Genomic DNA, 26,906 nt, shown 5'->3' on the forward strand with positions numbered 1-26,906 from the left:
CCGACGCGGGGCCAGTGATCGCGGCCGCCGTTTTTGTTGATCCGCGGGGTGCGGCCGAATTCCCCCCACGCCACAATGGTCACGTCGTCCAGCATTCCGCGTTCTTCCAGGTCGGTGACGAGCGCGTGCAGGCCGAAATCGACAATCGGCAGCACTTGCCGCATGCGTGTGAAGTTGTTTTTGTGCGTGTCGAAATCGCTGATCGAAATACTGACCACGCGAACGCCAACCTCAATCAAACGCCGGGCGAGCAAAAACTTGTGGGTCGCCAAAGGTCCGTCGGCAGTTACGAACCGTTCGCCACCCTGTTGCGAAATTGGCAGCGTGTAGCGGGCGAGCGTCCGCGGGTCTTCCTTGTCCAAATCGAGTGCGTCCGCCAGCCGACCCGACGTCAAAATGTTAACCGCCTGTTGCGTAAAGCTGTCCAGAGCGCTCATCATGCCGGTCGCGTCGACGTCGCGGCGGATGCGATCCAGATCGGCCAGCAACCGTGTTCGGTCGTTCAAACGGGCGACGGAAAGTTCCGCGTGCATGAAGTCATGACGGGTATGGAGAGCGGTGAGTGGGTCGAAATTATCGCTGGCATCGAGGAGGGCGACAAGATTGTGACTTCGGCTCAGTTCCTGCTTGATTCAGAAGCCAGCCTGGTGGGAAGCATCAGAAGACTGGATTCGACGCCGGAGACGGCGGAAAATAATTCCCACGACCATGATTGAACGAATTATCCGCTGGTCGATTACGAACCGGTTCCTGGTGTTGTTGGGGAGCGCGATTCTCGCAGCGACGGGCATTCAGGTCCTGTTTAAAACTCCGGTTGATGCGCTGCCTGATCTGTCGGATGTTCAGGTCATTATCAAGACGCCGTTTCCGGGGCAGGCGCCCCAGGTGGTGGAAGACCAGGTGACTTATCCCCTGACTACGGCCATGCTGTCCGTCCCAGGCGCGTCAACCGTACGTGGCTACTCTTTCTTCGGAGATTCTTTCGTCTACGTGATTTTCGAAGACGGGACTGACTTGTACTGGGCCCGCTCGAGAGTGTTGGAGTACCTGAACCAGGTATCGGGCCAGTTACCGCCATCGGCGAAGCCGGCCCTCGGTCCGGATGCCACCGGAGTGGGCTGGGTGTATGAATACGCCTTGGTAGATCGCACCGGAACGCATGACCTGGCGCAGCTCACATCCATTCAGAACTGGTTTTTGAAGTTCGAATTACAAACCGTGCCGGGCGTTGCAGAAGTGGCAACCATCGGCGGTATGGTTCGTCAATACCAGGTGGTCGTGAACCCGGATGCGCTGCGGGCTTATGACCTGCCCCTGGCCAAAATTCGCTCAGCGATACAACGGGGAAATCGCGAAGTGGGTGGTTCCGTAATCGAAATGGGTGAAGCGGAGTACATGGTTCGCGCGACCGGTTATATCCAGTCAATTGAAGATCTCCGGGCCATTCCGCTGGGCATGAACAAGACCGGCACCCCGATCAGACTGGAGGATGTGGCCGAAATCAGGTTGGGGCCACAATTGCGGCGGGGTATTGCGGAATTAAACGGGGAGGGTGAGGTCGTTGGCGGTATTATCGTCATGCGATTCGGCGAAAATGCACGTACCACCATTGAAGGTGTCAAGAAGCGCTTGGCGGAACTGCAAAGAAGCCTTCCCGAGGGCGTGGAAATCGTAGTAACTTATGACCGCTCAGCCCTGATCGGCAGGGCCGTCGAGACGCTACAGCACAAACTGGCTCAGGAATTCCTGGTCGTCGTGCTGGTATGCCTGGTGTTCCTGTTTCATATCCGGTCATCCCTGGTGGTGCTTATCAGCCTTCCGCTGGGGATTTTGGCCGCTCTAGTCATCATGTATGCGCAGGGGCTTAATGCAAACATCATGTCGCTGGGCGGTATTGCGATTGCGATTGGCGCCATGGTGGATGCCGCCATCGTCATGATCGAAAATGTTCACAGACATATCGAGAGAAGCCCGATCAATGACCAGAACCGCTGGCAGGTGATTACCCGGGCGGCGACCGAAGTCGGACCGCCGCTGTTTTTCTCGCTGCTGATCATAACCCTGAGTTTTTTGCCGATATTCACCTTGCAGGCCCAGGAAGGACGCCTGTTCTCGCCGCTTGCCTATACCAAGACCTATTCGATGGCGGCAGCGGCCATCCTTTCGATCACGCTGGTGCCCGTCCTGATGGGATATTTCATCCGCGGCCGCATCACGCCGGAGATGAAAAATCCGGTCAACCGGATCCTGATCGCCGCCTACCGGCCATTGATCAACCTGGTCATCAACCGGCCGAAAAGCATCCTGCTGGCCAGCTTGCTGGTTGTACTGGTTGGGTTGTGGCCGGCCAACAAGCTCGGTTCCGAGTTCATGCCGCCACTGGATGAAGGCGACATCATGTATATGCCCACCACCTACCCGGGCATTTCCATCGGCAAGGCAAGAGAACTGCTGCAACAAACCGACAAGCTGATCGCCACCCTGCCGGAAGTCAAAAGCGTGTTCGGCAAAATCGGCCGCGCCGAGACGGCAACCGACCCCGCCCCGCTGACGATGATTGAAACGATCATCCAGTTAAAACCGAGGGACCAGTGGCGGCCGGGGATGACCAGCGAAAAGATTCGTGATGAACTGGATCGAATCGTGAAATTGCCCGGGCTCACCAACGCCTGGGTCATGCCGATCAAGACACGCATCGACATGCTGGCCACCGGCATCAAGACACCGGTCGGCATCAAGGTGGCCGGGCCCGACCTGCGAGTCATTCAGGACATCGGCAAACAAATCGAACAAGCGCTGGAAAATGTCGAGGGCACGGCCTCGGCATATTCAGAACGGGTCGCAGGCGGCCGCTATGTGGATGTCGACATAAACCGGCGACAAGCCGCACGCTATGGCCTGAATATCAATGACATCCAGGACGTGATCCGTACCGCTGTCGGTGGCATGAACGTCACCCAAACGGTCGAGGGCCGGGAGCGCTATCCGGTCAACCTGCGCTATCCGCAAAGATTCAGAAACTCGGTGGAACAGTTGAGATTATTGCCAATCGTCACCCCGCGCGGTGACCGGATCGCGCTTGCGGATGTCGCCGACGTGAACGTCGTCGACGGCCCACCGCTGATAAAAAGCGAAGACGCCCGCCTGAACGGCTGGACCTATGTGGATATCCGCGATCGCGATCTGGGCTCCTATGTCGCCGAGGCCCAGCGAGTCGTCGCGGAACAGGTCGAATTGCCCGCCGGCTATTCGCTGGCCTGGTCGGGTCAATACGAGTACATGGTCAGGGCAAAGGAGCGTCTTTCGATCGTCGGGCCGGTGACCTTGCTGATTATCGTTTTGCTGCTGTTCCTGAACTTCAGGAATATGCGCGAAGTGGTCATGATCCTCGGGACCTTGCCGATGGCCCTGATCGGCGGCATCTGGATGCTCTGGCTCCTCGATTACCGACTGTCCGTCGCCGTTGGCGTCGGTTTTATCGCGCTCGCCGGCGTCGCTGTCGAGATCGGCGTTATCATGCTGGTATACCTTAACCAGGCGCTGGCGCACAAACGCGAGGAACTAAAGCAAACGGGTATATCGCTGACCCGCGCACATGTCCGTGAAGCGGTGATTGAAGGTGCGTTACTCAGGGTTAGGCCCATTGCAATGACCGTAGCTGCGATCATCGCCGGCCTGCTGCCGATCATGCTCGGTGGCGGCACCGGTTCGGAAGTCATGCGGCGCATCGCGGCACCCATGGTGGGCGGCATGGTCAGCGCCACAATTCTGACCCTTATAGTGATCCCCGCTGTGTTTTTGATTTGGCGCGAGCGTTCGGAACTTCGGGGAGTTAAGCCATGAGCGCGGCGTGGTCGTGCCCGATGCATCCCGAGGCCGAGTCCGATAACGCGGGCGATTGTCCAAGCTGTGGTATGGCATTGGAGCGCGTCATCGTAGCCACTCCGGCTCGGCAATACACCTGCCCCATGCATCCGGAAATCATTCGGGACAAGCCTGGCGACTGTCCGATTTGTGGCATGGCGCTGGAGCCGGTAGTCGTTACCGAGGAGGAAGACGACAACAGCGAACTGATCGATATGACCCGGCGGTTCTGGGTGAGCCTGTTATTCACCGTCCCGGTCTTTTTCATCGCCATGGGCGACTTGCTTCCTGGAAAACCCGTGAGCGCGATCCTTGCCATCTCGATTCGTCCGTGGATCGAACTGCTTTTGACCAGCCCGGTGGTGTTGTGGGGGGCGTGGCCGTTTTTTGTACGTGCTTGGCGATCGATCGTGACTCGTCATCTCAATATGTTCACGTTGATCGGCCTGGGCGTCGGCGTCGCCTATGTCTATAGCGTTGTTGCCGTCCTGTTGCCGGATCTGTTTCCGCCCGCGTTTCGCGATAATTCCGGTCACGTCGCGGTGTATTTCGAAGCGGCGGCGGTCATCGTGACCCTGGTCTTGCTGGGCCAGGTCCTGGAGCTACGAGCTCGCAGTCAAACCGGTGCGGCGATCAAGGCCCTGCTCGGTCTGACGCCAAAGACCGCGCGGCTAGTGTCGGAGTCGGGCGACGAGGAGGACGTGCCGATAGAGGTGATTCAACCGGGCGATCGCCTGCGCATTCGCCCAGGCGAAAAAGTGCCGGTCGATGGCATTGTGATCGAAGGTCACAGCTCGGTCGATGAGTCCATGGTGACCGGTGAACCGATGCCGGTCGAAAAACAGGCCAACGACAAGGTAGTGGGCGGCACCGTTAATGGAACGGGCACCCTGGTGATGCGGGCCGAAAAAGTCGGCGCCGATACCTTGCTTTCGCGGATTGTGCAAATGGTGGCAGAGGCACAGCGCAGCCGCGCACCCATTCAGAAACTGGCCGATACCGTCGCGGGTTATTTCGTGCCGTTCGTCATTGTCGTTTCGATAGCCACCTTCGTCGTGTGGGCCATTTGGGGCCCGGCCCCGAGCATGAGCTATGCGCTTATCAACGCGATCGCGGTGCTGATCATTGCCTGTCCCTGTGCCCTGGGCCTAGCGACGCCAATCTCCATCATGGTGGCGACCGGTCGCGGGGCAAGTATGGGCGTGTTGTTCAAAAATGCCGAGGCGATCGAACTCATGCGCGATGTCGACACGCTCGTCGTCGACAAGACCGGTACTTTAACCGTCGGCAAACCGGAAGTGGCAACCGTGCTGTGCGCGGACGGGTGGGAAGAAGCGTCCGTGCTTGGACTCGCTGCCAGCCTTGGGCGGGGCAGCGAACATCCCTTGTCCGAGGCTATTGTCGCCTATGCTGAAAAACAGGGTATCGAGCTGACGGGCGTCCAGGATTTTCAATCCCTCACCGGTAAAGGTGTCCTGGGTACCGTTGACGGACACCTGACCGCAATTGGCAACGCCGCATTGTTGAGCGATCGCGGCGTTGACCCAGGCGACCTGGCGCGGCGCGCTGATGAGCGTCGGGCGCAGGGAGAAACCGCTATGTTTGTGATCGTCGATGATTCGATCGCCGGTGTCATTAGCGTCGCAGACCCTATCAAAGCATCCACTCACGATGCGATCCGGCAACTTCATGACGAGAAGGTATCGATCGTCATGTTGACGGGCGATAATGAAAAAACGGCGAACGCGGTCGCTCAAAGATTGGGATTGGAGCGGGTAATTGCCGATGTGTTGCCCGATCAGAAAGTGACTGTGGTAAAAGAACTCCAGGCTGACGGCCACATCGTCGCCATGGCAGGTGACGGGGTGAACGACGCCCCGGCATTGGCGCAGGCGCAAGTAGGCATCGCGATGGGGACCGGTACGGACGTGGCCATGGAGAGCGCCGCGGTGACCCTGGTGAAGGGCGACCTGCGCGGCATCGCGACGGCGCGGGCGCTGAGTCGCGCCACGATGAAGAACATCCGGCAAAACCTTTTCTTTGCATTTGCCTACAACGCACTGGGCATTCCGGTTGCAGCAGGCCTTTTGTACCCCGTATTTGGACTGCTGCTCAGTCCGATGATCGCGGCGGCGGCGATGTCGTTCAGCTCGGTGTCCGTGATTGCCAACGCGCTGCGTCTTCGACATTTCAGTATCAAGTGAGGAAACCATGAAAATTATTACGATTCTCGTTATCACGCTCGTTGTTGGCGCACTCGCCATCACAGGCTTCGCATATTCCGGGCTCTACAATGTAAGCGCGAGTTCGCCTCACAGCGGTCTTGTTACCTGGCTGTTATCGACGACATCGCATGCCTCGATTGAACGCCGCGCCCAAGGAATCGAGGTTCCCAGGCACAAAGACGATACGCTGGCACTCGCGGGTATTGGTGATTTCGATTCCATGTGCGCAGCTTGTCATGGTGCGCCGGGCCGGGATCCAGAGGCGATGGGCCTGGGCCTGAATCCGCCGGCACCGGACCTTGCTGAATCGGCGAAAGAAATGACTGCCGCCGAACTGTTCTGGGTAACGAAGAATGGCATCAAGATGACCGGGATGCCCGCCTGGGGCAAGACGCACGGGGATGACGAGCTGTGGCCTGTAATCGCGTTCCTGGTTACATTGCCGGAATTGGATTCGGATGCCTACGACGCGATGTTGGTCGGCGCCACCGGAATGGGCCATCACGCCGATGATGCGTCGGCAGGAGCGCATTCTCACGACGGTCAGGACAGCAAAGACGCCGCCAACGAACATTCGGGGTCCGCCGATCACGATCAACCGGCGGATCACGAAGAATCAGCTGCGCAGCCGGAACAGCACGACCACGGCACCCACGAACACTGACAGGACGCAACTCGAGAAAATATTATGACTGGCGAAAAGCGAATCGTTTTACCGGGGGCGCTCATTTCGCGGCGCAGGTTTGTGACCGGCGCGGCTTCGGGTGCCGCATTGCTGGGTCTTGGGCTACCGACAAGGTCCTTGTTTGCGGCCACCTCGACCCGACAGCCGGTTCCTAATCTGCGCGGCACGAGTTTTGACATCGATATTGGCTACAAGACGGTCAATTACACCGGCAGGGAACGGCCCGCAACTACATTCAACGGCTCTGTACCCGGGCCGATCCTGCGCTGGCGCGAGGGTGACCGCGTGACGCTGCGCGTAACGAACCACCTGGCGCAGGACTCGTCCATCCATTGGCACGGGATCATTCTTCCGGCAAATATGGACGGCGTGCCCGGCATCAGTTTCGACGGTATCAAACCTGGAGAAACCTTTACGTACCATTTCGATGTGCGGCAAAACGGTACTTTTTGGTATCACAGCCATTCGCGTTTTCAGGAACAAACCGGCATGTATGGCGCCATCGTTATCGAACCGAAGCGCGCGGACCCTGTCGCCTATGACCGAGACTACGTGGTTGTGCTTTCCGACTGGAGCGATGAGAACCCCGAAAGAATCTACGCCAAATTGAAGAAACAAAGCGATTACTACAATTTTCGTGAGCGAACTGTTGGCGATTTGTGGCGAGACATCAAAGAAAAGGGTTTGGCCCAGACCCGGCGTGACCGCGCGATGTGGAACCAGATGCGGATGAGCGACCGCGACCTGTCGGATGTAACCGGATATACCTATACCTTTCTGATGAACGGCGCTACGCCGGAAGATGGCTGGCTCGGCCTGTTTGAACATGGTGAGAAAGTCCGGCTTCGTTTTGTCAATGCCGCCGCTATGACGATTTTCGATGTGCGAATCCCCGGGCTGAAAATGAAGGTGGTCGCCGCCGATGGCCAGAACATCGAACCGGTATCGATCGATGAATTTCGCATCGCCGTTGCGGAAACTTATGACGTAGTTGTCGAACCCAACGCCGACAGCGCTTATACGATTTTCGCGCAGAGTATCGACAGGACCGGTTATGCAAGGGGAATACTGAGTCCGCACGCCGATTGGGCAGCCGGCGTGCCGTCAATGGATCCACCGGCCCTTTTGGGTCACAGAGATATGGGCATGGGCGGCATGGATCACGGCCAGCACGACATGAGCAGCATGTCCGGCATGGATCACAGCCAGCACGACATGAGCAAAATGCCGGGAATGAGCGGCATGGATCACAGCAAGCACGATATGAGCGGCATGCAGGTAGTGCCGCAAAAGGGCAACCAGGCGCCTGACCCCGCTGGATACGGCAGCAAGCGCGAGATCACGCATATTGCCTCAGAATTCGGGCCCAATGTCGATATGCGTGCGCAAACGCCGCAAGACGGTCTGTCCGACCCGGGTATTGGGCTGCGCGACCACCAGAGTCTTTACGGCAGACGCGTATTGACGTACGCGGATATTCGGGGCCTTGAGCGAACACGCGACCCCAGGGACCCTGGCCGTGAAATCGAGTTGCATCTCACGGGCAATATGAGTCGGTATATGTGGTCCATCAACGGCATCAAGTTTGCCGATGCGGAACTACTCCGGCTTAGCTACGGCGAGCGTGTTCGGATAAACCTGGTTAACGACACGATGATGACGCACCCGATTCATTTGCATGGGATGTGGAGCGACCTGGAAACAGGCGAGCCTGATTTCATACCACGCAAGCACACGGTAATCGTACAGCCTGGGTCCAAGATCAGTTTTCTGGTGACCGCCGATGCGATAGGCGGATGGGCTTTTCATTGCCATCTGATTTATCACATGCCTGGCATGTTTCGCGAAGTGCGGGTGAGTTAGATGATTAGTCGAAAAGCGCGCGAATTCACAATCACGACCATCCTGGCCGCAGCGATCTGGCTGTCCGCTGCGGACGATGCCACAGCCGACGCCATAGATGATCCGCTTTTGCTAACGGTCATCCTTGATCAAGTGGAGATGCGTGATGCAACCGGCGACGATACTTTTTCCTGGGATGTGGAAGGCTGGCTGGGTAAAGACCTCAACAAGTTCTGGTTCAAGACAGAAGGCGAACGTACCGCGGGCAATACTGAGGACGCCGAGTTGCAATTCCTGTACAGCAAGGCTATAGACAGGTATTGGGATTTTCAGCTTGGCGTGCGCTACGATTTCGAGCCTTCGCCCAGCCGAAGTTGGGCGGTCATTGGAGTCAAGGGGCTGGCCCCATACTTTTTCGATATCGATGCAGGTTTATTTATTGGTGAAGCGGGACGCACGGCGTTTCGATTTGAGGCAGAATACGAACTGCTTCTTACGCAGCGCCTCATTCTCACACCAGATATCGAGATCAGTTTGTATGGCAAAAACGATTCGATCGCAGGTGTCGGTTCGGGTCTGTCAGACATAGAGGCCGGCCTGCGGTTGCGCTACGAGATTCGCCGGGAGTTTGCTCCATATATAGGCATCAACTGGTCGAGATTGTTTGGCAATACGGCCGATTTCGCGAGAATCGCCGGCGAAAGCACCTCTGAAGCACAGTTGGTGATTGGACTTCGTGCGTGGTTCTAGAAATTAATCGAATCGATGCGGCTTTTTTTGATGACACATTCCCGACCTGACATGGAATGGGACGGCAAACCAAACTGAAACTGGAGACATCATTGAATATTCGAACTTGTATCAACTGTTTCGCGATCATTGCACTTTTCGGTCTTTCTTCTTTTTCGCTGAATGCAAAGGCGCAAGAGGACGATTCAGCGGCGCTTATCGCGATTATCGATGCGGTGGAAAAAGGCTGGGAGCAGGCGGATGGAAAGCCGTTTTGGGAGCATTTTCTGGATTTCGAAGGTGCTCGTTACATTGAATCTGGCGGGCAGAATGCCGGCCTCACAGACTTGATCGAGCATCATGTGGAACCCGAAGGTGACGCTCTCGATAGCCTTGAGTTGAATTTTTCAGATGTCGAAACTCATTTCGAAGGCGATTTCGCGTGGGCCATCGCCAATGTCGAAGTCAAAGCGACGGTAAAGCGTGACCAGCGAGTGATACACAATCGCGGCTATCAGACATTTTTGTTCCGGCGCGTGAACGGAAAATGGCTGATTATTCATACACATAGCTCATCGCGTCCGGTAAAGTCAGACTAGACAAACCTGACCGACAAAGACCTATGTGAAAGCAGCGTTGCTGACGCCGGCCCAAGGCGGCGGAAACTATTTTTGCCCGCTATACAGGGTCATGGTGCCGAACATGGTCGAGAATTCACGACCGGTCGTCACGTTCCGGAACCCCGCCTGCCGCATCAGCTCCGGCAAACGGCCCTCAACGTTGTCACGCGTATTGTCGAAACCATCCAGAAGCTGGATAAAATAAAACAGCCCGCGCATCAGGACCCAGCCGGGCTTGCCCCAATCGGCGATATGCAGTTGTCCGCTCGATTTCAAAACGCGGTGGACCTCCCGAAAAGTCAGTTGCTTCGCGTCCGGCAGCAGATGGTGAAAAAACAGGCTGGACAAAACGCGATCAAAATGTTGATCGGGAAACGGCAGCTCGGTGGAAAAACCCTGTTGGAAATCGATCGCCTGCCCTTCCTTTTTCGCCTTGCCGCGGGCGATTTTCAATATCCGGTCGTCGGCGTCGATACCGGTGATTTCGCAGCCGGGTTGTTGTTGTTTCGCCCGAATCGCCAGAGTGCCCGTACCGCATGCCAGGTCAAGGACTTCCATGGGCGCCGCCAGACCCGCCTGGGCAAGTAGTTCACTTTTGAACCTTTGCTCCCTGGTCGTGAGACGAACGACAGGATCGTAAATCCGTGTCAGCCAGGAAAAACCCAGCGCAGGCACAAATTTGTCCGGTGAATTTTCTTCGCTCAAAATATCCTACCTGCTATGTGCCATTGCAGCCGTTTGCTGGTCGACAGAAGTCAACCCTTACTTCATCAACGCCTCGACCGCCACACTGTAATCCATCTTCTCGCCTTCCCACCGGGTCACGCAGGTTTTGGCATCGATCTCGATCCCGGGGATTTCCTGGCGCAGCAAGTCCACCGCGTCGGTGTTTGGCGGGATCGGGGGATGATATTCGGCACGGTGGATGGCTTTGCCATCTTTGTTTTTGAAAACAATGCGTCCGTCGGCGGTCTTCTCGCAGCCAAAGCCGCCTTCGTGCACCAAGCGATGGTGATAGCGGCAAAGCTGTACCAGGTTGTTGATACTGGTTTCACCACCGGCGGCCCAGTGCTTGATGTGGTGACCATCGATGAAATATTGATGGGTGCAGCCGGGAAAACGGCAGCCTTTGTCCCTGGCTTTCAATATCCGGCGCATGGCCGGTGGAATCACCCGGGATTTGCGGCCAATATTGATCGGTTCGCCGGTTTCGTCCTCGAAAAGCTTGACCACACTGCTGTCACAGGCGATGCGTCTCGATGTTTCCGCGGAAACATTGGGGCCGTGTTCGAGTTCGCAGATCTCGCCGCTGCCGTCTTTAAGTGTTTCCGCGGAAACATGGACCACGACCTGGTAACGGTCGGCGGTGGCTGAGGTCTTGGCGCCATGGCTTAAATAAGTCTCGGCCAGTTCGATCATGGCATCGGCCCGGTGGACGCTGAAGGGGACCCTTGCTTTAGGATTGGGGTCGTTGCATGTTTCCGCGGAAACAGCGGGTTCTTTTCTTTCGGCCTTGGCCCGGTCCATCGCCATTTCCAGGGCTTTGAGCACCAGCGCGCCTTGTTCGGCCGGTAATCGGGCACGAATCACCAGCGCACCGTCTTCATCGTAGGCAAAAGTCACTTCACGATGTTCGTGCTGTTGGTTGGCGTTTTGGGCGTCTTGCAGTCTTTTGACCCAGCGGGTCTTGGCGATCAGTCTTTCCATGTGGCTGGCGGTGCCGTGCCTGGCGATCATCAGCAGAAAAACTTCGTTCTCAGAATTTGCGACCCGGGTCATGGCCCGAACCTTCGAATAGCTGATCTCGCCTTTTTCCAAGGCGGCGCTGATTTTCGGTAAATCTGCCAGGCAATGGGCCACCCGGACTTTCTCTCGGGCTGCGTTCATGCCGATGCCGCATTGCCAGTTCAGCCAGTGGGCGCATGAATACAAACCTTCTTCATGCCAGCCATTGGCTTTATCGAATTCGCGGATCAGCGTCAGCAGCCGGTACTCGGCGGCATACAGATAGCCACACAGTTTGGTGATCTCGGCGCCGAGGTCTTTGCGGTGTCGTTGGTTCTGTAGTCGCTGGCTTAAGCTGAGATACATGGCTGCCTCCTGGGTCCGAATCGATGCTGTTCTTAATCCCAGTAGTATAGGCTTATCTTACTGAAAAATAAAGCTTTAATCGTCTTGATTTGCCCAGAAACCGGGCTTGTAAATGGGCTGCAGATTGCCCTCCACCCCTCCTTGGCGTAACCTGCCCCAACAATAAAATAAGTGATGTTTTCTACCGAATCGCCGCAACAGAAAACAAAGGTATCGGAGTGGAATTTCGATATCTCAATAGTTAAACGACCAACAACAATTTTAATTCCTTTGCTTTGACCATTCGCTAAATCTACGCTTGGCGATTTCTCGATCGCTTGCCGTGAGGCGCGGCAATAGCCATTCTCGCAACGATTCGGCTTCGGGGGCTCCAAGTGCCTGCGCCTGCTTTGTAAGGACCAGGGCTTGAATCAGATCCACATCCACATCCTCTCCATTTGCATACATGACGGCCAGGTTTTTCATCGCAGTCGGGCTCTCGTGATCAGCCGCTTGTTGATAAAATTCACGTGCTCTGACGAAATCTTGTTCCACTCCGTCACCCGAAGCGTACATGACCCCCATGCTAACAATGGCCGCAACATAGCCATTGTTCGCTGATTTACGGAAATATTCGATAGCACGTTCAGAATTTGACTCGCGAGCCTCACCATGTAGGTACGCCATTCCAACGCGCCATTGGGACCTCGCTTCACCATGCTCGGCTGCAAGTTCATACCATTTCAATGCCTCTACAATGTCGGCCTCGACGGTCAGTCCGTATTCGTAAATTCGACCCATGTCTCGCTCAGCTTTGGTAACACCACTCTCAGCGGCTAACTGAATCAATTCCAATCCTGCTTCTTTATTCTCAACTTGATTGCAATCGCCACGAAACATTATTACGCCCAGGTAATAGCCGGTAATGACATCCGAATCATCGCGATTGGCTACGTCATCGAAATAACCGCAGGCACGAGATTTTTCCTCCTCTGTGTCTCCGTCATCGTATAGCGCAATCGCCATGTTTAGTATTGCTCCACGACCTCCAGCAGCGACTCCCCGCTCGAGATATTCAAGCGACTTGGCATTATCTCGGGGGACACCGAAACCATTCCCGTATATTATCGATAGGAGATTCAGTGCCTCCGTCGATCCATCACCGACTGCCTTTCGCGCCCACAGTATCGCCTGAGACATATCAATCTGCTCAATACTTTCAGAATCCGATCCCGAGATGCTCAGGTTGAAATGTGCAAAGGCGAGGTAAAACTCAACATCGGCGTTACCCGAATCCTTGAAGGGCTCAAGAACATCAAGAATCTCCTGAAATTGTAATCCCTCTTCGTAGATCCCAACCTTTATCAGTGCATCCTCTACAGAAGCGTGCGTTGCAGCGCAAACAGCCAGGAGGAGAAGTGCAATTAAAACTCTCATAACGCTTCATACTTCCTTAATGCGATTCAGTTACGCGCCATTGCCGAAATAACCGCCATTGTCAATTGCGCTTTCGAAACCAGGCGGTCGCCTTCGAACGCATCCGCCCATACCCAGGATTCAACGACAGAAAACCGATTGCCTGGTTTCATCACCCTGCCCTCGCAAAACAATTCCTCGCAATCGGCCGGCCGGAGTAAATTGATTTTGAATTCAACCGACAAGACATTTTCGTCGGCTGCGACCAGTGTGCCTGCCGCCGCGCCTCCGGTGTGGTCCGCCAATGTCGCTTGCGCGCCGGCATGGACATAGCCATGCTGCTAGCAGTGACCTTCGGTGATTTTCATACGCGTCCGGCACCAGCCCGGGCCAAGGTCGAGCAACTCGATTCACAGCGATTGCACAAAAGGCGCGGCGAGAAAAACCTGCTCTGTCATTTGCCGGTATTCCGGATTCCTGGCAATCGGCTCAGTCACCGCCGGCATTCTTTCTTTGTCTCCTGGCTACATTTTCGTTCAACACGTCGAGCGCCTTGTTCAGGGCGTTCATCGCGGAGCCGGTAACGCCACCTTTTGCATATTGGTCTTTCACGACTTTCTCGACCTGTTCCACCAGATCATCCAGCCGGCCGCTTTCCTCGCCGCTGCCCCATCGATCTTCATGGGGCGAGCGGTCGGCCGCACCGAACAGGTTTATCCAGTGCTCCGAGCGGCGGCCCAGTTGCACGACGCTATAGAAACGCCGGCCGGCCGGTTGTTCGCCCGATGCCAGGTCGATCAGCGCCGCGACGATCGAGACCGGCACCAGCACCAGGTCGCGAAGCCCATCGATCAGTAATTTGCCCTGCAAAAGAAACGCATCCCGGGCCAGCTCGGAACGACTACGTTCGATACCGGTATTGTTGGGGTCTTCCATTTCATTCACCTCATCATGAATTTAGCACAGTCACAGTCGCTGGCCTGATCGCGAGCCATCCGGTATGGTGGCAACCGTTCCGGCAACAGCATGCAAGTGGATCTATACGACAATGCAGTACGCATCGAGAACAGGCATTTTGCTGGTCAACCTCGGCACGCCGGACGCGCCGACATTTTGGTCGGTGCGTCGCTATCTCGCGGAATTTCTTGGCGACCCGCTGGTTATCGATACGCCTCGGCCAATCTGGCTGCCGATACTCCATGGCATAATCCTGAATCTGCGCCCATGGAAAACGGCGGCCAATTACCGGCGCGTGTGGACCGATCGCGGCTCGCCGTTGCTCGCCAATTCGCAGGATCAGCAAGCTGCTCTGCAAGCCTTGCTCAGGGACGAATCAGGGATGCAAATACCGGTCGTGCTCGGAATGCGCTATGGCCGGCCATCGCTCGATGATGCGCTTGGCGAACTTCGCAAGATGCAGATCGAGCGTTTGCTGGTTCTGCCGCTTTATCCGCAGTTTTCCCATACCACGGCCACGACGACTTTCAAACGAATTGATGAAATCCTGGATGGCCAGGAATCTCCGCCAGAGATACGCCGGATTACCGACTACCATGATCATCCCGCCTTTATTTCCGCGTTGACCGCTAGCCTAAACGAGCATTGGCAATCGGCGGGCCGGTCGGAGCATCTGCTGCTATCCTTTCACGGGCTGCCAAAGCGCTATATCGCCAACGGCGACCCCTACGAGGAACAATGCGAAATAACCGCGGCGCTGCTGGTCGACCAACTGGGCCTTGAGGCAAAGGACTGGACCCTGAGTTACCAGTCGCGGGTCGGCCGGGAGGAGTGGCTCACGCCGTACACATTTGCAACGCTGCAGACGCTCGCGCGGCGGGGTTGCCGCTCCGTTGACGTCGTCTGCCCGGGTTTCTCCGCCGATTGCCTGGAAACCCTGGAAGAAATCGCGCTCACCAATACCGAGATATACAAAAAAGCCGGCGGCGGTTCGCTCACCTATATACCCGCCCTGAACGTGCGGCCCGATCACATTCGCTTCATGGCGCAATTGCTGCGCGAATACGCGCAGGACTGGCTGGAATCGACGGCCGCGGAGTCTGCGCCGGGACCGGTATGATTGGTCGATTTCTCGAAATTAGCGTTTGCACGCCAAATATCCAGGAATCACTGGAGTTTTACCAACGCCTCGGTTTCGCCCAGGCTGAGACCGGCGACGCCTGGTCGCACCGTTACGTTGTCATCACCGACGGACGACTCTTCCTCGGTCTGCACGAATATGAATTCGCTTCCCCCTCGCTGACCTTCGTACGCCCCGAACTGGCCGCCCACCTGGAGGCGCTCAGGGCCCACGGCGTCCACTTCGAATTCGAGAAAACGGCTGACGAACAATTCAACGAAGCCGGTTTTCTCGACCCGGACGGCCAGATGGTCACGCTGCTTGAAGCACGAACATTTTCTCCGCTGCCGTTGACTGCAGCCGAAGAAAGCCGGTGCGGCCATTTTTCTGAGTACACGATTCCCAGCCGGAATATCGAAACCGCGATCGTATTCTGGGAGCCGCTGGGTTTTGTAACGACCCATCGGGGGGACCAACCTTTTCCATCGGCGACGCTGACCAGCGAACTGATCAACCTGGGTTTTTGCCGTTCCCCCGGATTCCGGGCGCCGGCGCTGACCTTCGTCGAGCCCGATATGGCCGTACGGATCGCAAGACTCGAGTCGGCTGGCCTCGAAGTGAACCGGGACGTGCCGGGCCGCGAACCTGCGGATGAAAACGCAGTCCTGCGGTCACCGGAAGGCCTGGTGTTGCAGTTATTGACCGGCGAGTACTGATTTATAGACGCCAGTATCAGCTTCCTCCGCGCAGCTGATCGAGGATCGCCTGATTTTCCAGCGTCGAAATATCCTCGGTAATCTCCTCGCCTTTCGCGATCGTCCGCAGCAGTCGGCGCATGATTTTCCCCGATCGCGTCTTTGGCAAATTATCGGCAAAGCGGATATCGTCCGGCCGCGCAATCGGGCCGATTTCCTTGCCGACCCAGTCACGTAATTCCTTGGCCAGATTCAGCGCTTCATCGCCGACCGGCCGTTCCCCCTGCAACACGACATAGGCGAAGATCGACTCGCCCTTGATGTCGTGCGGGCGACCCACCACAGCCGCCTCGACCACGCGCTCGTGAGCGACCAGCGCCGACTCGACTTCCATCGTGCCGAGCCGATGGCCGGCCACGTTGAGTACGTCATCGATGCGCCCCATGATCCAGAAATAACCGTCCTTGTCGCGGCGCGCGCTGTCACCGGCGATGTAAAAACGCCGGTCGAATTTTTCCCAGTAGGTGTCGAGGTAACGCTGGTTGTCTCCGTAGATGGTCCTGAGCATCCCCGGCCAGGGCTTGCGAATCACCAGAAAACCGCCCTTGTCCGGGTCGGTCACGGTATTGCCGTCCTGGTCGACGATATCGGCGAAGATTCCGGGCAGCGGAAGCGTGCATGAACCGGGTTTGGTCGCGGTCACCCCGGGTAGCGGTGTAATCATGATTGCGCCGGTCTCCGTCTGCCACCAAGTGTCGACGATCGGACAGTTCTCCTGGCCGATTACCCGGCGATACCACATCCAGGCTTCCGGGTTGATCGGCTCTCCCACCGTCCCCAGCAACCTGAGGCGGGACAAGTCGTAAGCGGCGGGGACATCGTCGCCGAATTTCATCAGTGCGCGTATGGCCGTCGGCGCGGTATAAAAAACCGTGACCTGGTGATCCTCGCAGATTTTCCAGAAACGGCCGCTATCGGGAACCGTGGGCGCGCCTTCGTACATGACGATCGTCGCACCGGCAGCCAGCGGGCCATAGGCCACGTAGGTATGGCCGGTCACCCAGCCCACATCGGCCGTGCACCAGAACACGTCCTGATCCTGCAGATCGAATACCCACAGGTTGGTCAGTTTGGCGTTTAGCAGGTAGCCGCCGCAGGCGTGCTGAATGCCTTTGGGCTTGCCGGTCGATCCCGATGTATACAAAAGGAATAGCGGATGCTCCGCGTTGAGCCACGCCGGCTCGCATTGATCGCTTTGGCCGGCAATCGCCTGATGCCACCATATATCGCGGCCATCTTTCATCGGGATATCCTCGCCGCTGCGCCGCAGGACGATGACTTTTTCAATGGTCTCGCAACCGCTTTCCAGCGCCTGGTCGGTAGCCTGTTTGAGTTGAACTACCTTGCCGCCGCGATGACCGCCATCCGCGGTAATTACCAGGCGAGCACCGGCATCTTCGATGCGGTCTCGCAGCGAGTTGGCCGAAAAACCGCCGAATACGACCGAATGGATGGCGCCGATGCGTGCGCAGGCCTGCATCGCGACGACCGCTTCCGGGACCATCGGCATGTAAATGACGACCCGGTCGCCTGCGACTATACCCAGCGACTTCAAGCCATTGGAAAACCTGCAGACCTCGGCGTGTAGATCACGGTAACTGAGCCGGCGAACATCACCCGGTTCGCCTTCGAAAATAATCGCGGTTTTGTCGCCGCGGTCAGCCAGGTGTACATCCAGGCAATTATGGGAAACGTTGAGCTCGCCATCACAGAACCAGCGATAGTTCGGCGCATCGCTATCGTCGAGGACAATCTTGAACGGCTTGTGCCAGTGCAGATGTTCCCTCGCCAGGTTCGCCCAGAATTCCTGCGGGTCCCTCTCGGCCTGCTTGCATAATTCCTGATAGCGCTGCGCATCGATTCGCGCTTCGCTGACAAATGAATCCGCAGGCGGAAACTCCCGATCCTCGCGAAGAATAGACTGAATATCCTGATTTGACATGCCTGACTCCTGCCGGTTTTTTTGCAGCATACCGTTGCGCTATCCGGCGGGCCAGTTGGCAGGCCGGATAGTCGAGTCAGGCCGCCTCCAGCAGGCTCCTCGTAATGGCCATCACCCGCTCCAGATAGGAAGCGCCAAACAGGTTCAGGTGATTCAGCAAGTGGTAGAGCTGGTACAGGCGACACCGGGTGCCGGCCCCCTCCGGCAAGGGCCATTCTTCTTCATAGGCTGAATAAAAAGACTCGCCGAAACCGCCAAACAGGCGGGTCATCGCGAGATCCGTTTCGCGATCGCCATGATAAACGGCGGGATCGAAAATCACCGGCCGCCGGTCGGCCAGCACCGCCTGGTTTCCCCCCCACAGGTCTCCATGCAGCAGCGACGGGGGTGGTTGATGAGATTCGAGCAGGCGGTCCAGCCTGTCGCACAACCGGTCGCCGAGATCCTGCAGGGGACCGGCAAAACCGTTTCCGGCCGCCATTTCGAGCTGCGGCCGCAAACGGCACTGCCTGTAAAAATCGGTCCAGGCTTCGTTCGGCGTATTGATCTGCGGCGTACTGCCGATAAAGTTGTCCGCAGGCCAGCCATGGACCCGCCCTTGGCAGCGGTGGAGCCGTGCCAAACAGCGCCCGAGTTCGCCATCCTCGCGCGGCCCGCCGCTCGACATTTCCAGCCATTCGAGCAGCAGGAAACTGAGCCAGTCGTCACCGGCGTAAGCGATCACCTCGGGCACCCTGATGGTTTCGGTTTGCCTGATCGCCTCCAGCCCATCCGCTTCCGCCGCGAACATCGGCAGCGACCGGGCATCGTTCAGCTTGAGAAAAAGCGGACCGCGACCGGTCTCAAGGCGATAGCTGGCATGAATATCGCCGCCGGTGACCGCGTGCAGGTCGGTATTTTCAGAAATGCCGATACCGGTTGCAGAGCGGATCAGGTCAAATAAGCTGCCATGATCTTGCGCCATCTTGGCCCCGCGGACTCAGGGTTGTTTTGCTGCGGCGGCGGGAAACTGGTCCGCCAGCCTGCGCGCCTGGCTCGATAGCGCCTTGCCAAAACCGGCTTCTGCATAGATCGCATCCAGGGCATCCGTATCGGGCGCCAACCGCCGCAGGCTGTCATCATCGAGCGCCAGGTCCATGTCGCAGGCGATCCGGGTCAGCCGCCGTGCGAAAAACGCAACGTCGCGGTTTTCGTCCAGCGCTTTCACTATCCGCGCCGCGCCCCTGATCGAAAGGCCCTGCACCTGGTCGAGATCCGCATACAGCGCCTCAAGGTCGGCAAACCTGCCCAACAGTTTTTCCGCGGTTTTTGCGCCGACGCCGGGGACGCCGCGGATGTTGTCCACGCTGTCGCCGGTCAACGCGAGGAAATCGGCGATCTGTTCCGGGTGGACGCCGTAATATTCCTTGATGCCTTCGTATTGCAATCTCCTGCGACCGGCAAAATCCCAATACTCGTCGCCCGGCCGCAACAATTGGGCCAGGTCCTTGTCGCGGGTAACGAATATCGAGCGGCCATCTCTTGCCCGCCACCAGGCTGCTAGGCTGCCGATGATATCGTCGGCCTCGTAACGATTGCTGGAAAAAACCGGCAGCCCCATCGCCCGGGCAACCGCCTTGCACCGGGAAAACTGGTTTTTGAGCTCTTCCGGCGCGGGCTCCCGGTTGGCCTTGTATTCGGGGTAGATCTCGTTGCGAAACGAACTGCTGAGGCTCTCGTCAAAGGCGATGCCGATATGAGCCGGTTTTTCCAGTCGCAAAAGCTCACCGAGAAACCTCGAAAACCCGAACAGCGCGTTGACTGGCTGGCCGTTGCCATCGGTCATGCTCTCCGGTGACACCGAATACCACGCACGAAAAATATAGATACTGGCGTCTACCAGGTGAAGGGGCGGACGAGCGGTGGTCGTTCTTGCAGACGAAGACCCGGCTGGCACAGCTCAGGCCCGGACGCCCGCGAGTTCATTTTCCGCCAGGTGATCCTTTAGCCGCGCATGCAGCGGGCTGCTGCGCGGGAAGTGGGCCAGCAGGTATTCCATCTGATCGGCCATCACCAGGCGGCCCTTCAGATAGATGTACTCCGCGTAGTTCGGCGTAAAGGGGATCGCCAGCAACTGCATCCTTGCCTGCTCCGGAGTCATGTCGGCCTTGTGATTGTTACAGCGGCGACACGCCGTCACCACGTTGGTCCAGGACTCCGTGCCGCCCTGGCACATCGGCGTAACGTGATCGCGCGACAAATTCCCGTCACTGAATCTCTTGCCGCAATACAGGCACAGCCCGGCGTCGCGCCTAAACAGCGCATGGTTGGACAACGGCGGCACATAGTGAGCGCGCACTTTTCCCATGATATGGGTATTGCCCAGGGTCGCGATGATGGAATTGACATCGATCAGGCTGCGTCTTCCGGTCTGGGCGCAAATGCCGCCGCGCAGAGTGTAAAGGAGGCTGCCGCAGGCGTATGAAACACGCCCGCAGTGATAAAGACGCACTGCGTCCCGGTAGTCCACCCACTCGAGCGGCATGCCGGAAACATCGGTGCGCAGGACTTGTTGGCTTAGCGATACGGCCATTTGCGCGGACCCCGATGATCTGTTGCCGCCTCATCTTGCCGAAACCGGCGGCAAATGAAAACCCGTTTCGGCAATCCGCGGTTCAAACGCGGGGGGAAAACCCTTATTGTGTCGTCTGCCCGCAGACCGGCCGGCCAAAACAGGAGACTTGAATGGCGCTCGCACTGGGAGTAATCAAAGAAACCCTGCCAGGGGAAACACGGGTCGCGATGATTCCCGAAGTAGCGGCGAAATTCTCTGCGCTGGGCGCGAAAATCCTTATCCAGAGACACGCCGGAGACAAAGCCGGCATTCCGGATAATGAATATACGGACCACTGCACAGCGCTGGCCACAGCCGAGGAAGTCCTTGCACAATGCGATGTATTGCTGGCCGTCCAGCCACCGCCGGCCGAGGTCGCCGCTGCGCTGGGAAAAGGCAAAGTGCTGATCGGGTTTCTCGCCCCGTTTCGCGAGCAGGAATTGCTGCAGACATTGCGCGACCGAGGCCTGACCGCGTTTGCCATGGAGTTGATCCCGAGAATTTCACGGGCACAGTCCATGGATGCGTTGTCTTCACAGGCGGCTATTGCCGGCTACAAGGCAGTGCTGATCGCGGCCAATACGCTGGACAAGTTTTTCCCGATGCTGACCACGGCGGCCGGCACTATCCGGCCTGCGAAAGTACTGGTCATCGGCGCCGGTGTCGCCGGTCTCCAGGCATTGGCGACCGCACGCAGGCTGGGGGCGGTCGTCGAAGGTTACGACGTGCGCTCCGCAACGCGCGAGCAAATCGAATCGCTGGGCGCCCGCTTCGTCGATACCGGTGTCAGCGCCGAGGGCGAAGGCGGTTACGCGCGCGAACTGACCGAGGATGAGAAAAAGACCCAGCAGGAGGTGCTGGAGAAGCATATCGCCCTGGCGGACGTCGTGATAACAACGGCGGCGATACCCGGCCGGCCGGCTCCGCGCATTATCAGCGCGGCGGCGGTTGCGAACATGAAGCCCGGCGCCGTTATCGTCGATCTGGCCGCCGAGACCGGCGGCAACTGCGAGTTGACGAAGGCGGGTGAAACAGTGGAACACGATGGCGTACGGATCGTCGGGCCGGTCAACCTGGCCGCGGACCTGGCGAATCACGCGAGCGAAATGTACGCCCGTAATCTTTTTAACTTTCTCAGTCCCGCGATTATCGATGGCGAACTCAGTATCGACTGGGAAGACGAGGTCTTTGCGGGGGCCCTGCTGACCCGCGATGGCGAAGTCATTCACGGACCCAGCCGCGAGCAACTGGCCGACCGGTCAACACAGGGGAACAAGCAATGATTGACGGATTTATCGCGCTGTATATTTTCATGCTGGCGGCGTTTACCGGCTACGAGATCATCGGAAAAGTACCGGCCATTTTGCACACGCCGCTGATGTCCGGTTCAAACTTCATACACGGAATTGTGCTGGTTGGCGCGATGGTGGCGATGGGGCGTGCGGAAACCACGCTGGAAATAGTCATTGGTTTTATCGGCGTGTTCCTGGGGGCCGGTAATGCGGCCGGCGGCTACGTGGTGACGGAACGCATGCTCGAGATGTTCAAAAGCAGCCGGGAGAACAAATAATGTTGTCCTGGTCCCCCGAACTGGCTGACAAGATGATCCAGGCCAGTTATTTCCTCGCGGCCGTACTTTTTATCATCGGCCTGAAACAAATGAGTTCGCCGGTCACCGCCAGGCGCGGCATCATCTGGGCCGGCATCGGCATGCTGGTTGCCACGCTGATCACTTTCACCTGGCCGGACATGCACAATTTCCCGCTGATGCTCGCAGCCATCGGCGTTGGCGGCGCGGCCGCCTGGATCAGCGGCAAGAAAGTGGCGATGACCAACATGCCGCAAATGATCGCCCTGTACAACGGCATGGGCGGTGGCGCGGCCGCGGCGATCGCCGCGGTCGAACTGCTGGGCGGCCGCGAGCACGGGGCCATTATTATTACCCTGGCGGTGCTGGGTGCACTGATCGGCTCGGTATCCTTTTCGGGCAGCCTGATCGCCTTTGGCAAATTGCAAGGATTGATCCGCAAGCCTTTGCGGTTCAAAGGCCAGCAAATAGTCAACCTGCTGATCCTGCTGAGCGCCGCGGTCGCCGGCGGCATGATCGTCACCGGACACACCGACGGCATCGGGATCGTCATCGTGTTTTTCGGCCTGGCATTGTTGCTCGGCCTGACCATAACCTTGCCGATCGGTGGCGCCGATATGCCGGTCGTTATTTCGTTGTATAACGCACTGACCGGGCTGGCGGTTGCCTTCGAAGGATTTGTCCTGCAAAACGCGGCGATGATTATCGCCGGTACAGTCGTCGGCGCTGCCGGCACGCTGCTGACACAACTGATGGCAAAGGCGATGAATCGCTCACTGGCGAATGTCCTGTTCAGCGGCTTTGGCGATTCCGACGTCGCCGGCGGCGGCGCAGATGTCCAGGGCAGCATGAAACCGATCGAGGCCAACGATGCCGGCGTGATGATGGCATTCGCCGACAAGGTCATCATCATCCCCGGTTACGGCATGGCCGTGGCCCAGGCGCAGCACAAGGTCTGGGAACTGACCCAGGTCCTGCTGGAAAGAAATGTCCAGGTTAAATTCGCGATTCACCCGGTCGCCGGCCGCATGCCCGGGCACATGAACGTATTGCTGGCCGAGGCCGGCGTGCCATACGACCTGATTTTCGATCTGGACGAGATCAATGCCGAGTTCGGGACCGCCGATGTCGCGCTGGTTATCGGCGCCAACGATGTCGTGAACCCCGCGGCGCACAGCGACCCGGCCAGCCCGATTTATGGCATGCCCATCCTGAAAGCGGAGAAAGCGAAAAATATCGTCGTGATCAAGCGCGGCCAGGGCAAGGGGTTCTCCGGGATCGAAAACCTGCTGTTTTTCCTCGACCAGACGCGCATGCTATATGGCGACGGGCAAGCCGCCACTGGCGAGCTGATCCAGGCGGTAAAGACATTCTAGCCAACCCCGCGATGGCAATTAACAGTCCATCGGACTGCTAATTGTGATGGCTCAGACCCGAACTGACGGTTATTGCCAAATTTGATCGCAGCTTAATGTCCGATTGCGGCGATAAACGGATGTTTGCCTAACGATGGGCTCGCCCTCAAAACCACCGATTAACAATAGTATAAAATGGCAAATCGCCGTACGATGTCCCGCTATCCCTCATCGCTCGGCTCGTTCTCTTCGGCAGGTTTCAGCGCCTCTGTGTCGTTGCCTTGCGCCGGTTCGCTACCCTGCCCCAGATCATCAGCCTGCTCCGGCTCGGCTTTCCGACCCGCATCATCGGCCTGCCCGCAGGTCCAACCCCATCCCTGGAGCTTGGCGATCAGCTCTTCGGTTTTCCTTTCACAATAGCCAGTTTCGTTCAGGGCGCGCCAGAGCACCTGCTGCTCACCCGGCGCCTCGGTATCCTTGTAGTAATGCACCTCGCAAGGAACGGTCACGCCCGCTTCGTAGAAGATTTCGACGCGCCTTTGCAGATCTCCATAAGTACACTGGTAGGCTTGGGGGCTTTGTCCGAAGGACAGGCCCGGTAGCATCGTCGCGAACAAGACGGCCAGGAATTTATTGCTCATGTCGGTCACCTGCATCAATTAACAACAGAGCGCCAAGTATAACAAAATGGATGCCCTTCCTAGACCTGGCTTGCAGCCGCTTCGTGATTTTGCTCCGCGAATAGTCTGCTCTCTTTGCTGGCAATGCCCTGTCGGGGTTGCCCGCATTTTCGCCTGCAGCGTCGACTTCAGGCTAAGATGAGACCAGACCCTTTTCCAGGCAAATCGGAGGCTGAGCTTTTTTAATCTCGGTACGTTTTTCAATGCGACGGGCACCATTGTTCATCTGGCTTGGCGTTACCCTTCACGTGGTCTTCTTCGTCCTGATGTTGATGGGCGTGGAACCATTTCTGCACTTCTTTTATCTGTTTGCGTGGTGGACCTTCATTGCGGTCATCGGGGTCATCAATGCTCAGCGCGGCGGCAATTCGCTGATTTTTGGCGCGAGCCAGCAACTGGCGTGGGTGACCGGCTTTTCCGTAATCGTGTGGCTGTTCTTCGAAATCTGGAATTTCTGGCTGCACAATTGGTTCTACGTCGGCGTGATAGAACTGACCTGGTTACGCTGGCTGGCTTATGCGGTCTCCTTCGCCACCGTGCTGCCGGCGATCCTCGAGGTGGATACGCTGCTCGGCAACCTGGGACTCGTCCGGCGTGTGCCCGGACCGGTGATCCGGGTTTCCCCGCGATTGCTGAACGGCTGTGTGCTGGCTGGCCTGCTGATGCTGACACTGGTCGTACTGCTGCCGCAGTACTTTTTCCCACTCTTGTGGGTGGGGATCGTTTTCATCCTCGACCCATTGGTCTACCGGCGCGACCGTGTCGCTTCGCTGCTGGGCCAGGCAGCCAAGGGTTCCTATGCGCGCATGCTGCGGCTGATGCTGGCGGGACTGCTGTGCGGAGTGTTGTGGGAATTCTGGAACTACTGGTCGGGCGCGAAGTGGATTTACGCGATACCGCTGTTCGATTTCTGGAAAGTGTTCGAGATGCCGTTGGCCGGCTACCTTGGCTTCATGCCTTTTGCGCTGGAGTGCTATCTCTTCTGGCAGCTTCTGCGTCTCGCCAGGGAGACTCATGCGGCGACGGATTGGCGAATCTTGTCGATCATCGCTGCCCTGGCGGCGATTTACTGCGCGCTAGTTTTCAGCGGTATCGACAACATCACCGTGCTCTGAACTTGCCTGACTGGTAGTGCTTTTTGCAAGCGTTAAGGCCAGTACACGCATTGCGTACATATCTGCGGCCTGGTCTTGCCGCGATAAGGCGGGCGGATGAGTCAAGCCCGTATTGTCCACCTCTCGAACTCAGCAGGGCTGATATGCTCTGTCAGGTCGAGTCTGGATCGACACAGTTATTCGTCAGTTTCCGCTGGCGCCATGGTTTCTTCTTCGTCGCGTTCCCGCGATAAATTTTCGCGCATTTTTCTGCGTTCCTCGGGTTTCATGCCTTGCATACGCTTGCGCATCTGCTGACGTTGCTCGGGCGTCATTTGCTCCATGCGCTCGCGCATATCCTGCCGGCGGTGTCTCATGCGTTCGCGTTGCAGCGGCGACATTTGCTCCGTTCGCTGACGCAATCGATCATGTTGCCGGCGCAATCGATCACGTTTTTCCGGAGCCATCCGCTGCATGTGCTGTCTCATCTGCCGACGCTGTTCGGGCGAACTTCTTTGCATTCTGTATCGTAAAGCCTTCCTTTGCTCCGGCCGCATATTCTTGAATCGCTCCAGATTTTTCCGAGCACGTTGCCGCTCGCCTGGCGCCATGTCTCGCAACATCCGGAAGCGCTCTTTGGAATTTTCCCGCTGCTCGGGCGTTAACTGAGACCAGCGCTTCGACCCGTCGTACAAGCGTCTACGGCGTTCCGCCGGCAACGAATCCCACTCGCCTTCAAAGCGCTGCAACAATTCCTGTTGCTCCGGGGCCAACTCATCCCAGCGGGCGTTGTCCGGGTCGGCATGCGCAGTCTGCAAGCAGGCCAGGGCCAGCAACACCGCCAGGAAGCATCCCTTGCTAAACCCGCCCATTCGCCTGCGCACGTTCATCCATCAATCCCCCCGTCGTCTCACTCTGTTCGTTATCCAGCTCGTCGAGCAAGAGCTCCTCTTCCAGTTCGGCCCATTCCAGGAACTCCAGGTCCTGGTAAAACTCGATGCTTTCTAACGCCACCAGCAAGTCCATGCTTTCAAACATTTCCGCGTCAGGCACTTCCGGCTGCGGCCAGCGGGACCAGACCAGTGCGACGACGAGGCTGGCCGCTATCGCTGCGACAGCCGGCCAGTTCCTGCGCTTTGCATGGGTCATTTCGAGCAGCGCTTTTTCACGGGCCTGCGCCAGCCGGGACAACCATTCCTCGCCCAGCCGTTCGTCCCCACTACGCAGCGCGGTGCGGGCTTGTTGCTCAAACTTGCTTTGCTCGTCTTTGACGTCGTTCACCATGCCTCTCCAAGTTCTTCACGCAGCGTTTTCAGCGCCCGGAAGTAATGCGTTTTAACGCTACCGGCGCTGCAGCCCATCGCGGTCGCC

At 57.6% G+C, this 26,906-nt stretch carries 24 protein-coding genes and 2 pseudogenes; 13 read left to right on the plus strand and 13 right to left on the minus strand.

Features of this window, described 5'->3' with window-relative positions; translation table 11 throughout:
• On the minus strand, positions 1-533 hold a 533-nt coding region (locus tag IIA05_11765; protein MCH9027771.1), incomplete at its 3' end, for a DUF1501 domain-containing protein.
• On the opposite strand from IIA05_11765, the gene IIA05_11770 reads away from it, so the two are divergent.
• From IIA05_11770 to IIA05_11800, 7 genes are all read left to right on the plus strand, one after another.
• Entirely contained in the window at positions 528-716 is a 189-nt protein-coding gene (locus IIA05_11770) for a hypothetical protein (protein ID MCH9027772.1), read from the plus strand. The two genes, IIA05_11765 and IIA05_11770, sit on opposite strands and share 6 nt — an antisense overlap.
• Entirely contained in the window at positions 709-3,843 is a 3,135-nt protein-coding gene (locus IIA05_11775; protein MCH9027773.1) for an efflux RND transporter permease subunit, read from the plus strand. The genes IIA05_11770 and IIA05_11775 overlap by 8 nt, the downstream gene beginning before the upstream one ends.
• 71 nt (positions 3,844-3,914) lie before the next feature.
• Positions 3,915-6,068, plus strand: a complete 2,154-nt coding sequence (locus tag IIA05_11780) for a copper-translocating P-type ATPase (protein ID MCH9027774.1) — start codon at positions 3,915-3,917, stop codon at positions 6,066-6,068.
• 7 nt (positions 6,069-6,075) lie between these two features.
• Complete coding sequence (locus IIA05_11785; protein ID MCH9027775.1) at positions 6,076-6,753, plus strand: cytochrome c; 678 nt, start codon at positions 6,076-6,078, stop codon at positions 6,751-6,753.
• A gap of 24 nt (positions 6,754-6,777) precedes the next feature.
• Positions 6,778-8,637, plus strand: a complete 1,860-nt coding sequence (locus IIA05_11790; GenBank protein ID MCH9027776.1) for a copper resistance system multicopper oxidase — start codon at positions 6,778-6,780, stop codon at positions 8,635-8,637.
• On the plus strand, positions 8,638-9,366 hold the full coding sequence (locus tag IIA05_11795) for a copper resistance protein B (protein MCH9027777.1): 729 nt from the start codon (positions 8,638-8,640) through the stop codon (positions 9,364-9,366). It begins immediately after the preceding gene.
• A gap of 158 nt (positions 9,367-9,524) precedes the next feature.
• Positions 9,525-9,944, plus strand: a complete 420-nt coding sequence (locus IIA05_11800; GenBank protein ID MCH9027778.1) for a nuclear transport factor 2 family protein — start codon at positions 9,525-9,527, stop codon at positions 9,942-9,944.
• Positions 9,945-10,010: 66 nt separating this feature from the next.
• On the opposite strand, the gene IIA05_11805 is transcribed toward IIA05_11800, so the two are convergent.
• The 5 genes and pseudogenes from IIA05_11805 to IIA05_11825 form a co-directional block, all read right to left on the minus strand.
• Complete coding sequence (locus tag IIA05_11805) at positions 10,011-10,670, minus strand: class I SAM-dependent methyltransferase (protein MCH9027779.1); 660 nt, start codon at positions 10,668-10,670, stop codon at positions 10,011-10,013.
• A gap of 57 nt (positions 10,671-10,727) precedes the next feature.
• Positions 10,728-12,056: a DUF222 domain-containing protein gene (locus tag IIA05_11810; GenBank protein ID MCH9027780.1), complete on the minus strand. Its 1,329-nt coding sequence runs from the start codon at positions 12,054-12,056 to the stop codon at positions 10,728-10,730.
• Positions 12,057-12,317: 261 nt separating this feature from the next.
• On the minus strand, positions 12,318-13,472 hold the full coding sequence (locus tag IIA05_11815) for an SEL1-like repeat protein (GenBank protein MCH9027781.1): 1,155 nt from the start codon (positions 13,470-13,472) through the stop codon (positions 12,318-12,320).
• A gap of 26 nt (positions 13,473-13,498) precedes the next feature.
• Positions 13,499-13,936: pseudogene (locus IIA05_11820) on the minus strand (PaaI family thioesterase).
• Positions 13,937-13,940: 4 nt separating this feature from the next.
• Positions 13,941-14,387 carry a hypothetical protein gene (locus IIA05_11825; GenBank protein ID MCH9027782.1) on the minus strand — a complete coding sequence of 149 codons (447 nt, stop codon included), beginning with the start codon at positions 14,385-14,387 and terminating at the stop codon, positions 13,941-13,943.
• Positions 14,388-14,499: 112 nt separating this feature from the next.
• On the opposite strand from IIA05_11825, the gene hemH reads away from it, so the two are divergent.
• Together hemH and IIA05_11835 are read left to right on the plus strand one after the other, a co-directional pair.
• On the plus strand, positions 14,500-15,528 hold the full coding sequence (gene hemH / locus IIA05_11830) for a ferrochelatase (protein ID MCH9027783.1): 1,029 nt from the start codon (positions 14,500-14,502) through the stop codon (positions 15,526-15,528).
• The gene (locus IIA05_11835; protein ID MCH9027784.1) at positions 15,525-16,244 is read left to right on the plus strand and encodes a VOC family protein; all 720 of its coding nucleotides are present in this window, start codon (positions 15,525-15,527) and stop codon (positions 16,242-16,244) included. The genes hemH and IIA05_11835 overlap by 4 nt, the downstream gene beginning before the upstream one ends.
• A gap of 16 nt (positions 16,245-16,260) precedes the next feature.
• On the opposite strand, the gene acs is transcribed toward IIA05_11835, so the two are convergent.
• The 4 genes and pseudogenes from acs to IIA05_11855 all read right to left on the minus strand — a co-directional run bounded on the left by acs (position 16,261) and on the right by IIA05_11855 (position 20,797).
• Complete coding sequence (gene acs, locus IIA05_11840; GenBank protein ID MCH9027785.1) at positions 16,261-18,225, minus strand: acetate--CoA ligase; 1,965 nt, start codon at positions 18,223-18,225, stop codon at positions 16,261-16,263.
• Positions 18,226-18,301: 76 nt separating this feature from the next.
• Entirely contained in the window at positions 18,302-19,189 is an 888-nt protein-coding gene (locus tag IIA05_11845) for a fructosamine kinase family protein (GenBank protein ID MCH9027786.1), read from the minus strand.
• Positions 19,190-19,204: 15 nt separating this feature from the next.
• Positions 19,205-20,104 (minus strand): annotated as a pseudogene (locus tag IIA05_11850) (hypothetical protein).
• 60 nt (positions 20,105-20,164) lie between these two features.
• A complete protein-coding gene (locus IIA05_11855) occupies positions 20,165-20,797 on the minus strand; it encodes an HNH endonuclease (protein MCH9027787.1) in 633 nt (210 codons plus the stop codon).
• A gap of 152 nt (positions 20,798-20,949) precedes the next feature.
• Between IIA05_11855 and IIA05_11860 the strand changes: the two genes are divergently transcribed.
• The 3 genes from IIA05_11860 to IIA05_11870 are packed head-to-tail and all read left to right on the plus strand — an operon-like array spanning position 20,950 to position 23,782.
• Positions 20,950-22,101 carry a Re/Si-specific NAD(P)(+) transhydrogenase subunit alpha gene (locus IIA05_11860; protein ID MCH9027788.1) on the plus strand — a complete coding sequence of 384 codons (1,152 nt, stop codon included), beginning with the start codon at positions 20,950-20,952 and terminating at the stop codon, positions 22,099-22,101.
• Positions 22,098-22,388, plus strand: a complete 291-nt coding sequence (locus IIA05_11865; GenBank protein ID MCH9027789.1) for an NAD(P) transhydrogenase subunit alpha — start codon at positions 22,098-22,100, stop codon at positions 22,386-22,388. The genes IIA05_11860 and IIA05_11865 overlap by 4 nt, the downstream gene beginning before the upstream one ends.
• Complete coding sequence (locus IIA05_11870; GenBank protein MCH9027790.1) at positions 22,388-23,782, plus strand: NAD(P)(+) transhydrogenase (Re/Si-specific) subunit beta; 1,395 nt, start codon at positions 22,388-22,390, stop codon at positions 23,780-23,782. The genes IIA05_11865 and IIA05_11870 overlap by 1 nt, the downstream gene beginning before the upstream one ends.
• 200 nt (positions 23,783-23,982) lie before the next feature.
• Here the strand turns inward: IIA05_11870 and IIA05_11875 are convergent, their stop codons facing one another.
• The gene (locus IIA05_11875) at positions 23,983-24,402 is read right to left on the minus strand and encodes a hypothetical protein (protein ID MCH9027791.1); all 420 of its coding nucleotides are present in this window, start codon (positions 24,400-24,402) and stop codon (positions 23,983-23,985) included.
• Positions 24,403-24,644: 242 nt separating this feature from the next.
• Here IIA05_11875 and IIA05_11880 point away from each other — a divergent pair, with 242 nt between their 5' ends.
• On the plus strand, positions 24,645-25,556 hold the full coding sequence (locus IIA05_11880) for a hypothetical protein (GenBank protein ID MCH9027792.1): 912 nt from the start codon (positions 24,645-24,647) through the stop codon (positions 25,554-25,556).
• A 176-nt stretch (positions 25,557-25,732) separates the two neighbouring features.
• Here IIA05_11880 and IIA05_11885 read toward each other — a convergent pair whose 3' ends face one another.
• Both IIA05_11885 and IIA05_11890 read right to left on the minus strand, forming a co-directional pair.
• Complete coding sequence (locus IIA05_11885) at positions 25,733-26,425, minus strand: DUF3106 domain-containing protein (GenBank protein MCH9027793.1); 693 nt, start codon at positions 26,423-26,425, stop codon at positions 25,733-25,735.
• Positions 26,394-26,816, minus strand: a complete 423-nt coding sequence (locus IIA05_11890) for a DUF3619 family protein (protein ID MCH9027794.1) — start codon at positions 26,814-26,816, stop codon at positions 26,394-26,396. Before IIA05_11890 ends, IIA05_11885 begins: the two co-directional genes overlap by 32 nt.
• Positions 26,817-26,906 lie beyond the last annotated feature (90 nt).

Source organism: Pseudomonadota bacterium, assembly GCA_022572885.1.
Taxonomy (GTDB): Bacteria; Pseudomonadota; Gammaproteobacteria; order Steroidobacterales; family MnTg04; genus MnTg04.

Excerpts from the sequence above, each read along its gene's own strand:
- IIA05_11775 (MCH9027773.1), top strand. The coding sequence starts at position 709 with ATGATTGAACGAATTATCCGCTGGTCGATTACGAACCGGTTCCTGGTG.
- IIA05_11780 (MCH9027774.1), top strand. The coding sequence starts at position 3,915 with ATGGCATTGGAGCGCGTCATCGTAGCCACTCCGGCTCGGCAATACACC.
- IIA05_11785 (MCH9027775.1), top strand. The coding sequence starts at position 6,076 with ATGAAAATTATTACGATTCTCGTTATCACGCTCGTTGTTGGCGCACTC.
- IIA05_11790 (MCH9027776.1), top strand. The coding sequence starts at position 6,778 with ATGACTGGCGAAAAGCGAATCGTTTTACCGGGGGCGCTCATTTCGCGG.
- IIA05_11795 (MCH9027777.1), top strand. The coding sequence starts at position 8,638 with ATGATTAGTCGAAAAGCGCGCGAATTCACAATCACGACCATCCTGGCC.
- IIA05_11810 (MCH9027780.1), bottom strand. The coding sequence starts at position 12,056 with ATGTATCTCAGCTTAAGCCAGCGACTACAGAACCAACGACACCGCAAA.
- IIA05_11815 (MCH9027781.1), bottom strand. The coding sequence starts at position 13,472 with ATGAGAGTTTTAATTGCACTTCTCCTCCTGGCTGTTTGCGCTGCAACG.
- IIA05_11825 (MCH9027782.1), bottom strand. The coding sequence starts at position 14,387 with ATGGAAGACCCCAACAATACCGGTATCGAACGTAGTCGTTCCGAGCTG.
- hemH (MCH9027783.1), top strand. The coding sequence starts at position 14,500 with ATGCAGTACGCATCGAGAACAGGCATTTTGCTGGTCAACCTCGGCACG.
- IIA05_11835 (MCH9027784.1), top strand. The coding sequence starts at position 15,525 with ATGATTGGTCGATTTCTCGAAATTAGCGTTTGCACGCCAAATATCCAG.
- acs (MCH9027785.1), bottom strand. The coding sequence starts at position 18,225 with ATGTCAAATCAGGATATTCAGTCTATTCTTCGCGAGGATCGGGAGTTT.
- IIA05_11845 (MCH9027786.1), bottom strand. The coding sequence starts at position 19,189 with ATGGCGCAAGATCATGGCAGCTTATTTGACCTGATCCGCTCTGCAACC.
- IIA05_11855 (MCH9027787.1), bottom strand. The coding sequence starts at position 20,797 with ATGGCCGTATCGCTAAGCCAACAAGTCCTGCGCACCGATGTTTCCGGC.
- IIA05_11860 (MCH9027788.1), top strand. The coding sequence starts at position 20,950 with ATGGCGCTCGCACTGGGAGTAATCAAAGAAACCCTGCCAGGGGAAACA.
- IIA05_11865 (MCH9027789.1), top strand. The coding sequence starts at position 22,098 with ATGATTGACGGATTTATCGCGCTGTATATTTTCATGCTGGCGGCGTTT.
- IIA05_11870 (MCH9027790.1), top strand. The coding sequence starts at position 22,388 with ATGTTGTCCTGGTCCCCCGAACTGGCTGACAAGATGATCCAGGCCAGT.
- IIA05_11875 (MCH9027791.1), bottom strand. The coding sequence starts at position 24,402 with ATGAGCAATAAATTCCTGGCCGTCTTGTTCGCGACGATGCTACCGGGC.
- IIA05_11880 (MCH9027792.1), top strand. The coding sequence starts at position 24,645 with ATGCGACGGGCACCATTGTTCATCTGGCTTGGCGTTACCCTTCACGTG.
- IIA05_11885 (MCH9027793.1), bottom strand. The coding sequence starts at position 26,425 with ATGAACGTGCGCAGGCGAATGGGCGGGTTTAGCAAGGGATGCTTCCTG.